General features: G+C 54.8%; 11 protein-coding genes. 4 read left to right on the top strand and 7 right to left on the bottom strand.

The window, feature by feature from the left end; genetic code table 11:
• Positions 1–44: 44 nt before the first annotated feature.
• Both SH248x_RS04000 and SH248x_RS03995 read right to left on the bottom strand, forming a co-directional pair.
• Positions 45–1,397 (bottom strand): FecR family protein, encoded by a 1,353-nt coding sequence (locus tag SH248x_RS04000; RefSeq protein WP_459557226.1) that lies wholly within the window; start codon positions 1,395–1,397, stop codon positions 45–47.
• Complete coding sequence (locus SH248x_RS03995; RefSeq protein ID WP_459557225.1) at positions 1,394–1,933, bottom strand: sigma-70 family RNA polymerase sigma factor; 540 nt, start codon at positions 1,931–1,933, stop codon at positions 1,394–1,396. The genes SH248x_RS04000 and SH248x_RS03995 overlap by 4 nt, the downstream gene beginning before the upstream one ends.
• A gap of 274 nt (positions 1,934–2,207) precedes the next feature.
• On the opposite strand from SH248x_RS03995, the gene SH248x_RS03990 reads away from it, so the two are divergent.
• Together SH248x_RS03990 and araD are read left to right on the top strand one after the other, a co-directional pair.
• Positions 2,208–3,857, top strand: coding sequence for a GntP family permease (locus SH248x_RS03990; protein ID WP_459557224.1), 1,650 nt, complete (start codon positions 2,208–2,210; stop codon positions 3,855–3,857).
• Positions 3,858–3,965: 108 nt separating this feature from the next.
• On the top strand, positions 3,966–5,678 hold the full coding sequence (araD, locus tag SH248x_RS03985) for an IlvD/Edd family dehydratase (RefSeq protein ID WP_459557223.1): 1,713 nt from the start codon (positions 3,966–3,968) through the stop codon (positions 5,676–5,678).
• 12 nt (positions 5,679–5,690) lie between these two features.
• On the opposite strand, the gene SH248x_RS03980 is transcribed toward araD, so the two are convergent.
• The gene (locus SH248x_RS03980; protein WP_459557222.1) at positions 5,691–6,887 is read right to left on the bottom strand and encodes a hypothetical protein; all 1,197 of its coding nucleotides are present in this window, start codon (positions 6,885–6,887) and stop codon (positions 5,691–5,693) included.
• Positions 6,888–7,240: 353 nt separating this feature from the next.
• Here SH248x_RS03980 and SH248x_RS03975 point away from each other — a divergent pair, with 353 nt between their 5' ends.
• Positions 7,241–7,978 (top strand): ABC transporter ATP-binding protein, encoded by a 738-nt coding sequence (locus SH248x_RS03975; RefSeq protein WP_459557221.1) that lies wholly within the window; start codon positions 7,241–7,243, stop codon positions 7,976–7,978.
• A 64-nt stretch (positions 7,979–8,042) separates the two neighbouring features.
• A complete protein-coding gene (locus SH248x_RS03970) occupies positions 8,043–9,980 on the top strand; it encodes a TolC family protein (RefSeq protein WP_459558578.1) in 1,938 nt (645 codons plus the stop codon).
• On the opposite strand, the gene SH248x_RS03965 is transcribed toward SH248x_RS03970, so the two are convergent.
• From SH248x_RS03965 to SH248x_RS03950, 4 genes are all read right to left on the bottom strand, one after another.
• Positions 9,966–11,153, bottom strand: coding sequence for an ABC transporter permease (locus SH248x_RS03965; RefSeq protein WP_459557220.1), 1,188 nt, complete (start codon positions 11,151–11,153; stop codon positions 9,966–9,968). The two genes, SH248x_RS03970 and SH248x_RS03965, sit on opposite strands and share 15 nt — an antisense overlap.
• 55 nt (positions 11,154–11,208) lie before the next feature.
• A complete protein-coding gene (locus tag SH248x_RS03960) occupies positions 11,209–12,456 on the bottom strand; it encodes an efflux RND transporter periplasmic adaptor subunit (RefSeq protein ID WP_459557219.1) in 1,248 nt (415 codons plus the stop codon).
• A 131-nt stretch (positions 12,457–12,587) separates the two neighbouring features.
• A complete protein-coding gene (locus tag SH248x_RS03955; RefSeq protein ID WP_459557218.1) occupies positions 12,588–13,754 on the bottom strand; it encodes a vWA domain-containing protein in 1,167 nt (388 codons plus the stop codon).
• The gene (locus tag SH248x_RS03950) at positions 13,751–16,042 is read right to left on the bottom strand and encodes a DUF5682 family protein (protein WP_459557217.1); all 2,292 of its coding nucleotides are present in this window, start codon (positions 16,040–16,042) and stop codon (positions 13,751–13,753) included. Before SH248x_RS03950 ends, SH248x_RS03955 begins: the two co-directional genes overlap by 4 nt.
• Positions 16,043–16,048 lie beyond the last annotated feature (6 nt).

Raw genomic sequence — 16,048 nt, 5'->3', positions numbered from 1 at the left:
GCTCCTAAAAATGGGATGTGAGAATGAACTCAAAAAGATGGGAGTTAAAGATTCGGTTCAGGGACAGCCACGAAGATCCTCATCTGATCAAGCGAGGGCCCACAATAGAGGGTAAAGTCGAAACTGTTGGTGGCAGGGTCCATGGTGAGGACATCCTGGGTTTCCAGGAGAACACTGCCACGCTTGCCGTTGAGCGGAGAATTCTGATCGTAACCTGCGACTTCCGGGCGATGGCATTGTTTGTCACTGGCGACCAGTTGCCCGCCGTTGAGGGACATGCCGACGATCGGGTGATCAAACGCAATGCGCCCCTGAACAGGGAAGGTTTCGGAATCGCAGTGAAGAAAGTAGACGTCGTAAAACGATCCGGCGGGGAGTGTGGTCATTTTCGGGTTTGGGACTTCGGACGTCAGTTCGCCCGGCGTAAACGCGGCGACGGTGAGGGGCTCGGTCAGCCGGATGGCTCGACGTTCACAGAAGAGGCGGGCCTTTCCATCGAGCGTCCATTCTTTGTCACGAATCGTTTGCGGGAGGTCCTTTGAGTAGTTTGCATTGACTAGACTCGTCGGTGCAGAGATCGGAACCTTGTAAGCGACGAAATCCCAGGAATCCATGGGTTTAGTTTGTTCGAGCTGACCGTTTGAGGTCACGCCGATGGCTTCTCCTTTCAGGAGTATAGAGGCGGCATTGTTGTCAGCTTTCACAGCGACTTTGCCGTCAAAGACGTGAACTTCGCTCGTGGCCATTGCGTTGACGGAAACGCCGAATTGTGTTCCGAGGTCCAGGAATTCCCCGCCGGGAGTTGCCACCGTGAAGCCTTCATCACCTTTGGCAACACGTACCAACACGACGCCGCGTTCCAGTTGAATACGACTCGGGTGATTGATGCGCACGCGACTGGGGCCATACGCCTTCATGACAGTGCCTTTGCCGAAATAGATGTCGGCAAATTGGCCATGCTCGATCGTAACCACATCGTCGCTGCGGAGGTTTTGTGACGAGGTGGGAGGTTGTTCGTTGGGAGAGAGGACTGCGGAGGCGAAAACGAGATGATTGTTCTCGACGATCATCACCTGCGACTGAAAATACCAGACGAGCGATAAAGCGCAGATCACAAGTGCAGTGCTTGCAGCGAGGGTCGAATACCAAAGCCATCGACGTCGATGCTGGTTGATGTCACGACGGATCGTGGCACCAACGGCGGTGGACAGAATTGGATCGACTTTGAGTGCCCAGGGGAGACTGGCTTCGATGGACATGTAACGGACGAAGACTCTCAGGGCATCGTCGTCGTTGGCAATGAGGGTCCGAATTTCGTCGATGATCTCGACCTGATCGCGCCCACGGCGGAGAACGCCGAGGAGGTCGCGCAGAGCTTGCACATTGGCCTGACTCATGAGCGGGCCTCCTTCGCGACTTTGAATGAGACGCAATCGAAGAGACGATCAATGGTTCGCTGCAGGGCCTTATAGACAGCAGAGATCGTCAGCTTTTTACGTTGGGAAATGGCATCCACGCTGAGGGAGTAAAAGTAGCGAAGCTCGACGATCTCGCGCTCATCCTGTGGAAGCTTCTGGACACAGTCCTGGAGAAACTCGATCTGAGCATCCATCCAGAGATTGTCCAGGGTGAACTGATCTTCAATGCGGCGTGCGAGTTCGTCGGTGAGGGTGAGAGCCGAGACGTGCATCTCCTTGTGGCCGAGGACTTTATTTCTCGCAATGCCATTGGCCCAGGCAATGAAATCACGAGAGCGGTCGAAGTCGGGGAACTTTTCCCAAGCCGTCGCTGCGACTTCTTGAAGTATGTCGTCGGCGAAACCACGATGGACGACCATGGAGAGGACGAATGCTTTGATGCGGTGTGCACTGGCCGTCCACAGGCGGACAAATTCGAGATTCGTTTCGTGGCTGTGGGTGGTTGTGGAGGTCATTTCGAGCTGGCCAGTCAGTCGCTGAATTGAGTGTATTTAAGTGTGTATTCTCGCCAAGTGGCGAAATTTGGAACAAGAAATAGAGATTGTTTGATTTATTTTCAAAATAGAGGAAATTCATGACACGAATTTAGCATGAACACTTGGTCTCATTTCGCGAAACAACGGATATCAATTTTTGCACCCAACGCATCTGCATGTTTTCACTTGTCCTCGTGCGGCTTTCCGTTAACCTGAGACGAACAAAATTCCAGTCTCCGGAAGGCATTTCCTGATGGGCGCTCTGTCGATCCTCTGTTGCGCGATGATCCTTGTCGTCATCGGCGTCATGGTCTTCCGCATGCATGCGTTCCTGGTGCTGATCTCTGTGTCGATTGTGGTGACGCAGCTGACGAGCTGGGATAGGGTCTTTCGTAGCCAGGTTGATCCGGTCTCTGCCCGTGTCATCTCGTCGACCAGCGGTGAGATGACCATTCAGCGACCTCCGAAGTGGAAGATGACGGAAACGACATTCGCAGTGCTACCGCCTAATATGGCTCTCCACTCGAATTCCAAGCTCGACATTCTCGAACTCACTGCGGATGCTTCCTCGCCGGGACGCTACGTTGTCTCGAACGATCCACCACCCGCGACTGGAAGCCTGCTGATTCCCATTCGCAAGTTCGAAGCGGCTCTGGAACTCGCCAACGATTCCCCCGCCCACCGTGTTGCGGAAGGTTTTGGCGAAACAGCCATGAAGATTGGGATTCTCATTGCGATGGCGGCTGTGCTGGGGCGATGTCTGCTCGTTTCTGGGGCTGCTCAGTCGATTGTCGATAAAATTCGTGGCGTTTGTGGTGAGCAGAATACGCCGATTGCGTTTGTGATCAGCAGCTTCATTCTTTCGATCCCGCTGTTCTTTGATACGGTCTTTCTGTTGCTGTTGCCGCTGGCGAAAGCGATGTATCTGCAGACGGGGCGTGATTACGTCAAGTATGTTCTTTCGATCGTCGTTGGTGGGACGCTGGCCCACTCTCTTGTTCCGCCGACGCCGGGGCCGCTGCTTGTCGCGGCTGAGCTCAATATATCAATGCCGATCATGTTCATGATGGGAATCTTCATTGGATGCTCGGGAATCGTCGCGGGTTATGCCTATCTCAACTGGATCAACCGCATGCTTCCCATCACGATGAGGGAAGAATCTCTGGCAACCGCTCCGGTCATGGATGCTCAGGTCACAACGAAGCCTCCATCATTTCTCCTCTCGGTTCTTCCTATCATCCTGCCGATGATTCTTCTCGCGCTCGACTTCTTATGGCCATGGTTGCAATCCCAGCAGCCAGGCATCTTCCTCGAATCCATCACACCCTCGATCCACTTCCTGGGCGACAAGAACATCGCCCTGACTGCTTCTGCACTCCTCGCCTTCTTCACTCTCTGGTCCATGCCGGGCATGTCGACGAAAGAGACCTCCAAACAAATTCAATCCGCCCTCGCAGAAGGGGGCACCGTTCTCCTCATCATCTGCGCCGGCGGGGCCCTTGGTTCTGCTATCCAACAAACCAACATCTCCTCTGCTTTGATCAACACGTTCCCTGCGATCAACAGCGGCTCGGGACTTCTCGTCGCTGCCTTTCTGGTCACGACATTGATCCGTGTCGCTCAGGGCTCAGCCACCGTTGCCATGATCACAGCCGTCGGCATCTTCGCGCCACTCGCTGCGTCAATGACGTTGCCGTTTCACCCTGTCTACCTCGCCATGGCGATCGGCTGCGGCTCGAAACCTCTTCCCTGGATGAACGATGCCGGGTTCTGGGTGATTGGAAAAATGTCGGGCTTCACCGAAAAAGAGACCTTTCAGACGTTCTCCGTTTTGCTCACTATCATGGGCGTGGCCGCCTTTGTAACAACCCTGTTAGCATCAATGATCTTCCCGCTGCTTTAGGCGAGCGGGGAGTGTCACCCCCCTGTGATTTTACCATTCCCTCATTCCCGTTATTCTATCTCCTTGCTCCTCCGCATTTACCTTTGTCTTGTGTGTGACTAAAACGACATGTCTGACCTCCGCAGTTCCTCCTGGTTCGCCCCTGACTCCCTCCGCGGCTTCGGCCATCGCTCCCGTCTTAAAGGCATGGGGCTGGCTGATGTTGACTATAAGGGCAAGCCGGTTATTGGTTTGTTGAACACCTTCAGCGATCTCAACACGTGTCACTCGCATTTCAAGGAGCGAGTTGAAGACCTGAAGCGCGGGATCTATCAGGCGGGTGGGTTTCCCGTTGAAGTTCCGGTCATGAGCCTGGGCGAGATGTTCATGAAGCCGAGCACGATGCTTTATCGTAACCTGCTCGCGATGGAGACGGAGGAAGTTCTGCGCTGTCATCCGATCGATGCTGCGGTGCTCATGGGGGGATGCGATAAGACGATTCCGGCGATGATCATGGGGGCGATCTCTGCGGATATTCCGTCGATCGTGCTGCCCGCTGGTCCGATGCTCAAAGCTCGCTGGAAAGATGTGACGCTTGGGTCTGGTTCGGATGCCTGGAAATACTGGGACGAACGTCGCGCTGGCAATCTCTGCGAAGATGACTGGTGTGCGATCGAAAATTGCATCGCGAGATCAGCTGGGACCTGCATGACGATGGGAACAGCATCGACGATGGCTGCGATCGCGGAGTCGATGGGGATGACTCTTCCGAATGCCTCCTGCGTTCCCGCTGTCGTCGCGGAACACCATCGACTGGCAGCTGCGACCGGGCGACGGGCTGTTGAAATGGCCCTTGAAAATCTGACTCCCTCAACAATTCTCCGCAAGGAATCGTTCGATAATGCCATCACAACGACGATGGCGATTTCTGGTTCCACGAACGCCATCGTTCATGTTCTCGCGATGGCGCGTCGCGCTGGTTATATGCTGACCCTCGACCGCTTTGACGAACTTTCTCGCATCACACCAGTGCTTGCCAACCTGCGTCCAGCTGGGGCCTTTCTCATGGAAGACTTCTATGATGCGGGGGGACTACCCGCGCTTCTCACGCAGCTCACCGATCTCCTCGATACGAATTGTTTGACTGTCAACGGGAAGACTCTTGGCGAGAACATTGCTCACTTTCCGATCATCAACAACGAGGTCATCCGCGTTCGTGAGAACCCTCTCTCGACAACTGGTGGCACGTTCGTCCTTCATGGCAATCTGGCGCCCGATGGCTGTGTGATCAAGCCGACGGCTGCTGACCCCAGGCTGCTCAATCATACCGGGCCTGCGATTGTCTTTGACAACTACCCCGAGCTGAAGCGACGCATGCTCGACGAATCGACTCCCTTCACGCCGGACAGCGTCCTCGTCCTGCGCAACGCGGGCCCGATCGGTGCCCCTGGCTTCCCCGAGTGGGGCATGCTTCCGATCCCCGATAAGCTGCTCAAGATGGGGATTCGGGACATGGTCCGCATCTCCGATTCCCGCATGTCTGGAACCAGCTATGGGACCTGTGTCCTTCACATCGCGCCTGAGGCGGCTGTCGGCGGACCGCTGGCGTTGGTGCAGGATGGAGATCTCATCGAACTCAACATCAACGAGCGACGGTTAACGCTTCACGTTTCTGACGAGGAGCTGGAACGTCGTCGTCAAAGTTGGGTGCCGCCGAAGTTGTATTATCCCCGCGGCTATGGCCAACTCTTCACTGAACACGTCACCCAGGCCAACCACGGCTGTGACTTCGACTTCCTGCAAAGCTGCGATACCAAGACGCCGCCGCCGGATATCTTCTGATATTTGATTTCATCAAAACCCGAGTTCCGAATCAGGCAATTCATCGCTCGATTCTCTGCTCCACTGTTCCCATTCGCGCTGCTCCTGTTCCCACTCTTCGTAAGTGCGATGATAGATGCTGAAGGCAAAGTCATCGTCCATATTGCATCCATCGAGATGCCAGAAAACCGGTCCGGGCAGTTCTGCCATTGCCCGGCAGCAGGGGCAGTCAGGGTCAACAATCGCCTCATCTCCAGAGACCGCTTCTGGAAGACGGCGGCGTTCGCGATCTATGATGGAACGCGGTGTTCGACCATGGAACTCGGGATCAGGTGTATCGAGCCATTTCTCGCGAACACATTCCAGGCGTGGCACTTCCGTTGTCAGAAAATCACCGACCATGAAAGCATCCGATGCGTGATTCATTCCCCGAAGCTGTTCCTGACAGGACCAGAGGAGTTCACGCACTAGTTCGTAATACTCCACCCATTCATGAGTCCCAAAACTCCCATAGAGAAATGCATGCGATGAATCAGCAACGCCGGGCGGGCATTCTTCGAGACGTGCCCATCGATTCTGCTGCTGTTGAAGATCATGTGAGACATGCTCGTGTTGTTGAATCGCAGCCTCTCGGGGCGTCATTCCGCGTAAATCTTCGCGGGGAGTCATCAGCCACTCAACATGGATCTTTTTGATCAACGCTGCCACATCGAGCCCAACAGCTCGTGCAGAGAATTGCTGTCTGGCAATGAACTCAATCATCGGACGACCGTAAAGAACCTTTCGAACATCCAAAGGACCGGCTTTGATCTTTTCATCCCGGCGTTTGTCAGCAGCGAAATGCCAGGACTCGATGTCGTAAATGAACTTCCAATCTTCAGCGAGATGATAGTACAAGGAAACATCGGTTGCCGCGATGCCGTCATGATACTTCACATTACCTGTTGGTCCGGGCGCCGAGTAGCAGGAATCGACACAGACCACTCTCCCGATGAGATCAATCACAACAATCCCTGCATCGTAAGGTTCATCGCAGAACCCTCGTTTCAGATTCCACTGACACGAACCTGCTGCAACTGGCTTTTCATATCGCCCAACCGCTGTTTGCAGCTCGCTGAGCGTCACCGGATCGGCACTCAAGGCGGCGATAACTCGATCCGCAGTGCTTCCATGAAGTGTTCCTGACCAATCCTGATTGGCTTCTCGAAGAACAAGTCGAACATAGCTCACAACATCAACTCCTGAATCACGTGGAAGATGATCTCTCCGCATCATTGTGATGCAGCGGCGTCAGCAGTTCAAATAAATTCACGTCATCATGTCACATTCGTGTTGAGTCGTTGTAGACGGGCAGCTTTTTACAGCAAGCATACCAGAGACGCACTAAAAGCATTCTCGCGATCAGGACATGTCAAGCGATGTTCGCGTCTCACAATGAGACGACGGGGCTTCGATGAGAGGGAACGTTTGCAACCGTGTTCAATCCCAGTTAGCTTTAGTAGTCAGCACACATTCCTTTCGGGAATGATCGAATTGCGGATATTCTTTGCTATGAGTTTGGGATTCGAAAGTCGGCGTTACTAATGGCTTTGATCGAACTCAAGAACATTCGCAAGACCTATGATCTGGGTGAAGTGCAGGTTCATGCTCTGCGGGAGGCAAGCTTCACCATCGAGCGAGGTGAGTACGTCGCGCTGATCGGGCCCTCAGGTTCCGGGAAGTCGACCCTGATGAATACTCTTGGCTGCCTCGATCGCCCTACTTCGGGAAGTTATACGCTGGCTGGTGAAGAAGTCGTCACCATGACCAAGAACGAGCGTGCTCATCTGCGGAACCGACAGATCGGATTCGTTTTCCAGAATTTTAATTTGCTCGCCCGCACGAGCGCTTTGGAAAATGTTGAACTCCCCCTGCTCTATGCCAAGGGGATCAGTACGCGCGAGCGACACGATCGTGCCAAAAAAGTTTTGACGGACGTCGGCCTGGGTGACCGTCTCGATCACCATCCCAGCCAGCTTTCCGGCGGGCAGCAACAGCGGGTCGCGATTGCGCGAGCGCTCGTGAATTCCCCCTCGATTCTCATGGGTGACGAGCCGACGGGGAATCTCGACTCCAAGACCAGTCGGGACATTATCAAGTTGTTTCGCGAACTGAACGTCAAGCAGCAGTTGACGGTCATCATCGTGACACATGATCAGAATGTGGCCCGCAACGCGGATCGCATTATCGCGATGCATGACGGGGAAGTGATTTCTGATACGCGGGACTTCGAACAGGCCATGCAATCGCTGCAGGCCGCAGAATCGTCACTGCTGGAATAACAATTCGAAGCTGCAACTTGGGTAGATTCAACATGACAGGACCAGGCCGTCGATATGCTTGGCTATGCGTTGCAGCTTCCTCTACCTGCGATATCTCCTGATTTTCCTGCTTCTAATTGGCCACGGGTGTGCCAGGACGAAGGCAGCCCGGTCGGTCATTGTCCCCGAGCAGACGCATATCAACTACCGGAACCCGGAATCGTTACCAGTTACCCAGCTTGCCTCATTCACGGAACCAGTCACGGTCACTCATCCTCGCAGCGAACAGGAACCGCTCAATCTTTCGCTGGATGAAGCCATCCGGATCGCGTTGAGAAACAGTGAAGTGATCCGCGTTCTGACGGGTTCAGTTGCGGTCTCGACCGGCAGTACGGTCTACGATCCCGGCATTGCCAATACGGCGATCGATGCCGCTCGTGGACGCTTTGATCCTACGATCAACGTTGATAATACCTTCAGCTCAAATGAGACTCCTCAGCCGTTTGGAGTCATCAATCCTCCTGGCGTCGCGATTATCGAATCGCAGACCGATGGCTATGGCCTTGATGCTGGCGTGAGTGATCTCAACAGCTTTGGCGGTACGTCTCAGTTTCGCGTGAACGCCTCGCGAACCGATCTCGATCCCTTTCTTGTTCCCCTTAATCCTCAATACTCGCAGTTCGCAGAGCTTAGTTACGTTCAGCCATTTCTACAGGGTGGTGGACGTGCTGCGAACTTGGCTCCGGTTCTCGTTGCCTCGATTGAAACGGAACGCTCCTTCTTTCAGCTGAAGTCGAGTGTTCAGCAAATGGTTCAAAGCGTTATCCAAGGTTACTGGAATCTCGTTGCCACACGGACCACGCGCTGGGCACGTCAGCAACAGGTCATTCAGGCGGAGTATGCTTATGAACGTGAACTGAGCCGAAAAGAACGCGGTCTTGGCGATCTGGGTGATGTCGCACAGACGCGAGTGGCGTTTACGAACTTCAAAGCTAATCTCGTGGTCGCAGAATCAGCCGTCCTTCAAGCGGAAGCGGCGTTACTCAACGTTCTGGGGATCCCGCCGACGGAAGTCGGTGAAGTCGTCCCGTTGACCCCGCCGCATGAAATCCGCGTTGCCTATAACTGGCAGGAAATTCTGTCGCTGGCTGAACGATATCGTCCGGACATCATTGAACTCAAGTTGATCATTGAAGCCGACATGCAGCAGCTGGTCATCTCGGAGAATCAGGCTCAACCTCGGCTTGATGGGGTGGCACTTTATCGTTGGGATGGCCTGCAGGGACGTACGCCGACGGGCGATACGATTGGCAGCAATGGGATCAACGACTGGACCCTTGGCGTCAATTTCTCCGTCCCTCTCGGACTGCGACAAGGACGCGCCAACGTCCGCCAGCGTGAACTCATCATTCGACGTGATCGCGCCAATTTGACTCAGGGTCTCCATGCGACGACTCACCTGCTGGCACTAACCATTCGAAACCAGGATCAGTTCTTCGATCAGTACACTGCCCTGCGAGAAGCCCGTGCCGCCGCTGAAGATAACCTGAAGGTTCAAAAGGCAGAGTTTGCCAACGGTCGAACCATCTTCCTGAACGTGCTTCAGGCCATCGTCGATTGGGGGAACGCCGTCAGTGCAGAAGCTCAGTCGTTGACACAATACAACGCGGAACTGGCGAACCTGGAACTCCAGACCGGAACGATCCTCGAAGTCCACGGCGTTCGGTTTATGGAAGAGCGTCAACGCTTCATCGGGCCATGTGGTGTCCTGGGTGATGGCCGATGTTACCCGACGGGGATCTCGCCGAGTGAGAATCAGCCACGCTATGAAGTTGGTACTGAGCCCGCTGAGAATGCCTTTGACTTGAATTCTCCGCTGGACGATCCTCGACTGCGTCAAATGCCGGGCGGACAGACCATCACCGATCCGGCTGTCGAAGTGAAGGAAAGTGAACCGAAGCTTCAGAAGGAAGTTCTCGGCACCCCGGTTGATCCCAGCCAACCGCCATCACTCATACCGTAGGGCATCGATAGGATCGAGCAGGCTGGCTCGTCTTGCGGGGTAGAACCCGAAGAAGATGCCGACACCGGCAGCGAAAATAATCGCGACAACCGCAGCGGGGATCGAAACGACAATCGGCCATTTGACTCCCGGCGACAATGAGTTGATCAGCATGGTGATCCCCGTCGAACCAGCTATGCCGAGCAGCAGGCCAATAATCCCGCCGATTGTCGACAGAAGCATTGATTCCAGAAGAAACTGCAGCAGAATGTCATGGCTGGTTGCGCCGACGGCCATGCGGACGCCGATCTCTCGAGTTCGTTCGGTGACGGAAACGAGCATGATGTTCATGATCCCGACACCGCCGACGAGTAATGAAATCCCCGCGATCGCTGCGAGCATAGCGGTAATCGTGCCGGTCACAATTCCGAAGACGTTGGCGATCTCAGTCGTATTCTGAACATTGAAGTCGGTTGGCTGACCTGGTGGAATGCGGTGACGACTGGCGAGCAGGTTCTTGATTTCATTCTCAGCTAACGCCATCACATCGACTGAACGCGCCGAGACCAGGATGGCATTGATGTTATTGAAACTGGAACCGGACAGGCGTTTTCGAACTGTCGTGAAGGGCATCAGAAGGATGTCGTCCTGATCATCGCCGACGATGTTGGCTCCCTTTTTGGCGAGGACACCAACGACCCGAAACGGGATGTTGCGAATGCGGATCGTCTTGCCGATGGGGTCCAGGGTCTGGAACAGTTTCTCTGCGATAGTCTGACCGATGACGCAGACCTTGTTTGCGGTCGTCACGTCCTGTTCTGAGAAATAACCGCCCAGGCGGAGATCCCAATTACGAACGATCAGATAGTCCGGCCCGACGCCGAACATCTCCTTCGGGCTCCAGTTGACGTTCCCGTAGATGACCTGCGCGGATGCCCCAACGAGGGGGGACGTTGCGAGGACAGAAGGGCATTCCTTCCCGACCGCTGTTGCGTCGTCGGAGGTCAATGTTGTCACTGCTCCCTGGCGCACTCCGTCACGATGCGTTGCTCCCGGGAAGACGACGATGACATTCGTCCCCAGCGCCTGGAACTGTCCTTGAATCAGTTTTCCTGCGCTTTCACCGATCGAGACCATCGTTGTCACCGCTGCAATACCGATGACGACGCCGAGCACTGTCAGAGTGGCTCGCATCTTGTTTTTCAGTAAAGCTCGAAAGGCAATTTGCAGAGTGATCATTGGTTTGCCGTTACTTCGCTTTCAAGCCGGTGACGAGATCTGCGCCGACCGGCACATCGCCCGAGATAAGTTCGGTAAACTGATAATCGCTGATCCCCATGACAACTTCGACGGCTCGCAGAAGTTCGCCATCCTGAATCCAGACGTGACGTTTGAGGCTATCGCGCTGTGCTTCCGCAGCGACGTCGGCTGGTTGTTCGGCGGCTTCTTCCGATGACACGTCGGACTTTGTGCCGTCAAGAATTCCTTGATCCTCTTTTCGCACGTGTTCTTTGAGCGGGTAATAACGCAAGGCGGCGTTGGGAATCTTGATGACGTCTGTTTTCTCTTTGATCTGGAACGAGATCTCCGCGGTCATGCCGGGGAGCAGTCGCAGATCTTCATTCTTGGCAGAAACAACGACAGGGTAAGTCACGACGTTCTGAGTCGTCGCGGAACTTAAACGGATCTGCTGGACGACACCTTCAAACAACTTGCCCGGGTAGGCATCGACGGTGAATTTAACACTCTGCCCGGTTTCCTTGGCCTCACGGATCAATCCGATATCCGCTTCGTCAACGGAAGCAAACAGGTGCATCTCTTTGCGCAAGTCGGGAGCGATGACGAACAACTCGGGTGTCTGGAATTGAGCTGCGAGTGTCTGGCCCGGGTCGATTTTTCGGTCGATGACGACCCCATCGACAGGTGAGCGGATCTTCGTGTACTGCTGGTTGGCTTCGGAGTTTTTCAGCGTCGCTTCTGCTTGAAGGATGTTGGCTTCAGCGACTAATAGTTCTGCATCCAGGGCCAATCGAGCAAATTTGTACTGATCGAGTTCCGTCTGAGAAATGAAGTCTTTGTTATCGCCGCTCAAACCCAAGGCCCGCTTCTCATCGTTGACGGCATTCTGCAGTCGGGCTTTCACTCGTGTGACTTCTGCAACACGAGTGGCTAACGAGGCTTTGTCGCGGGCCACTGCGGCGTCGTAGATCCGCGGATCGATCTCCGCGAGCACCTGACCGGCTTTGACTTCATCATTGAAGTCGACAAACAGCTTGTCGATCGGCCCCGAAACGAATGACCCGACTGCGACCGACTGGACTGGCTTAATTGTGCCGGTCGCATTGACGACACTAGAGATCGTCCCTTTGACAACCTTCTCGCTGCGAAATTGTGGCAGGTTCTGCTTACGGATGTACTCAGCCACGGGACGATAGGCATAGAAACCAGCGACTCCGAGAATCGCGGTCACAAGGAAAAGCTTCAGAAAGAATTTCATGGACTCAACGAAAACCGTAAACAGGAATGGGCAGCGCACAACACCAGCAGATTGTCGCTATTTTCTCCGCAATTGGAAATACAACAACCGTCCATATCAGGTTTCATTCAGATTGCGAGCAATCCAATATTTCAGCAAACGGTGATCCCGCGCAGATTCGCCCAGTGTGTAATGTCCTGTTTCTGAATCGCATGCGCCATCAGTTCGGGAAACAAATCCGGCGTACATGCAAAGCTGGGTGCACCAATGGCAGTCATCTGAGCGGCGAGTTTCTCATCATAACAGGGTGCTCCCTGGTCACTGAGTGCTAATAAACAGACCATGGTGACTCCCGTGGAGATCATCGAAGCCGTCTGTTGCAGCAACTGCTCCGCGACGCCGCCTTCATACAGATCCGAGATCAGTACGAAGATCGCCTGTGAAGGTCTTGTGATCTCTTGTCGACAATATTTGACGGCTCGATTGATGTCGGTCCCGCCGCCGAGTTGGGTGCCGAAGAGGATATCGACGGGATCACTCAGTTTTTCGGTGAGGTCGACGACTTCCGTATCAAAGACAACCAGACGCGTCGACACGGAACTCATGGAGGCCAGGACGGCTCCGAAGACACTCGAATAAACAATCGAGGATGCCATCGAACCGCTCTGATCGATGCACAGGACAATGTCACGCAACGCCGAACGCTTGCGTCCATAACCAACAAGTCGATCCGCGATGATCGTGCCGCGATCGGGGAGGTAGTTATGCAGGTTCTTGCGGATCGTGCGATGCCAGTCGATTTCGTTGACGCGTGGCCGGGTTGTGCGAGTTGCTTTGCTGAGGGCACCTTTGACAGCCTGACGCAATGGATTGGAGAGTCGACGTTCGAGATCCTGCGTCACTTTCCTGACGACCTGACGGGCGGTCTCTTTCGTCTTTTTGGGAATCACGCGATTGAGAGACATCAGCGTTCCGACCAGATTGATATCGGGCTCGATTGTCTCCAGCGTCTCGGGTTCCATCAGCATCTGTGTCAGGTTAAGACGTTCGAGGGCATCTTTCTGCATGACCTGAACGACCTGCTTGGGGAAGTACGTCCGAATGTCACCCAGCCAGCGATTGACGTTCGGGTTTGAGCCACCCAGCCCGGCAGAGCGACTCGCGTCGTACAATGCCTCGAGGACTCCATCCATGTGTTTGTAGTCATCCGGCAGCGGGAGATCGCCACTTTCCCCGTCGGCACACAACCCTGACGAGGAGGGTTTTCCCAGCACCATCCGCCAGCGTTTCAGACGTTCTGCGTTGGCATCAAGGCTCATGATTCAACCCCTTGCGAAGGTGTGCCGAGAAGTTGTGCGAGGACCGGCAGGACGCGGGCTGCTCGTTGCGAATTGATGGTCATGTCCTGTGTCAGTTCTATCTTCGGAGTCGTTCCTCGCCCCAAGTCACGTACCTTCTCGCCCATTTGTCGACGCTCCGGTCCCGTGAAGGAAGAAAATGCACGTCTCAAAAGTGGCAGCATCTCGACAAATGCGACGGGACTGAGTGACGCCAGCCAGCGGTCGAACACGTTCCAGATCGCATCATGCTGGAGGACCAGTAGCCCGCTGCCATGAAGAAATCCCATCGCCCAGTGGCCGCATTCCATAGGAGGGTTAGCTGTCGACAGGGCCAGTCTCGCACGTCGGTAAAGTTCCTCGTCATCAATTGCATGCTGTTCCAGAAGATAGCGGCAGCACCAGCCGGTCAACAGTGAATGCGACTTGCTGTCTATCAGACGCCGAATGCACTCTATCCACGAATCCAGAAGATCGTCCCTATTGATGATTCCCAATGCACTGCCGACGGAAGCAATGCTAGCCTTCATGCGATCTGCCGCGTCGTCGTCGAGCGAACGGCAGGCCGGGACCAATCCGACAAGAACACGTTCAAACATCCCTATTAGAATCGGCTCGACTTGAGAAGCCCGTCCGCCACGGACATCTCCATACCGAGCGACTTGTGCCATGGGCAGCAGGCTTTCCATCAGGTGACGCACATCGGCACTCACCGCGGCGACAGATTGAACCCGCTCCAGAAGCGGCTCCATTGCTGACGACAACTCGGCCAGCATCGCGAACTTCAACTGACCGGTTAAGACGGTGAGATCCTGGCTTTGCGAAGTATCCGAGAGAACCTTCTTCGTCGCGGCATCGAGGACGGTATTTCCCCAGACACTCGCCTCAATGATTTTGACTGCGAACTCTGGTTTCCATTCTGTCTGCCAGACTTCATGAAACGTCGACGATTTCCCGCCCGTCGATTTGAAGTCTCCCCACGGGACATCCAGGACCGTCAGACGATGCAGCAAATGGCTTTTCGCCAGGTCATTTTCTTTTCGTAGATCGAGATCAAGAAGTTTCGATTCTGTCGAAGGTTTGAAACGCAGGAACTTTTGGAGAGCAGCCAGGTCCTGAGCCAACGGCACCGTCGGGGTCTCAGCAGGCACCTGCCCCAATTCATCGCCAATCTCTAGGCGACGATGAATCAACCGCATGGGACTGACGTCCCCTTGGCAGAAGGCCGACAGGATCGACTCATTCAGCTCTGCCAGCCCGGGCGAACGCAGATTTCTCATTGCAGCGAGTGCGTCAGATAAGCGCTTGGCTTCGATGATACTGGCTGAAGAAGCTTCGAGGTCTTTTTCTCGCAGCAGTCTGGCTGCCGTCGCGATCCAGCGAGTCGGTGCATCCTCGGTCGATTCCCAGACGAGCTGATACCAGCCGGGGGAATGAATCCCTGCCCCATAGCCACTTCGATACGTCAAACGCGAGTTCGTCCAGGGAACCCAGGTGGCGGTCGTTTTGATCCTGGGAAGACCGGTAAGGCGCTCGTTATCTTCCTTGATTTTCGTTCCCACGATTTTGCCAGCGACGGCCTCATCCGTCAGTACGGGAGCATGCCAGGCTCCGCAAATGACAGCGACTTTCGTGAAGCCCTCTTTCTGAACCGCGCGGATCGTCTTACGCATGAATGACTCACGTAGAAGATCTCGCTCACGATGTTCGCCGACTTCCTCGCGTACGGCAGTCATCGCCGTCAGAATCGCAGTAAATAGCTCGCTGGCTTCGACGCGTCGTTCAACCTGCTCTTCCCACCAGAGTTCATGATCTTTGTAACCAGCCGCCTCGGCCAGGATCGCGAGAGGATCGGTTCTCCAGCTAGGAGGTTCGGCTTTGACCTCGGATTCAACGGACGTCTCGTCTGCTTTCGCGTCCTCTTCTTTCTGCTTGGCTTCCTGTTCCTTTTCGATGGCAATTTGATGCGATTGTAGGAGGTCCATCAGTCGAACAGGAACCTGATGCTGAATCGCCCATCGCATCGCCTGCCACTCAGGGGAGAAGACCGTCATCGGATAATAGACGCCGCGCTGTGGCTCATCGACTGGATACACAAGCATCGCGACTGGCGGCTTCATCTCTTCATGATTGGCGAATCCAATGATCTCCTGCGCATCAGCGGGGCCTTCCAAGACAACAACATCGGGCGCGAGTTCACCAAGCGCCTTCAGCAGCGCGCGGGCACACCCGGGACCGTGATGTCGGATTCCAAAGACATGCACTGACATCGAGAG

Origin of the sequence: Lacunimicrobium album (genome assembly GCF_052161635.1) — a bacterium.
GTDB lineage: Bacteria > Planctomycetota > Planctomycetia > Planctomycetales > Planctomycetaceae > SXPC01.
This window is presented reverse-complemented; position numbering and strand designations above follow the sequence as displayed.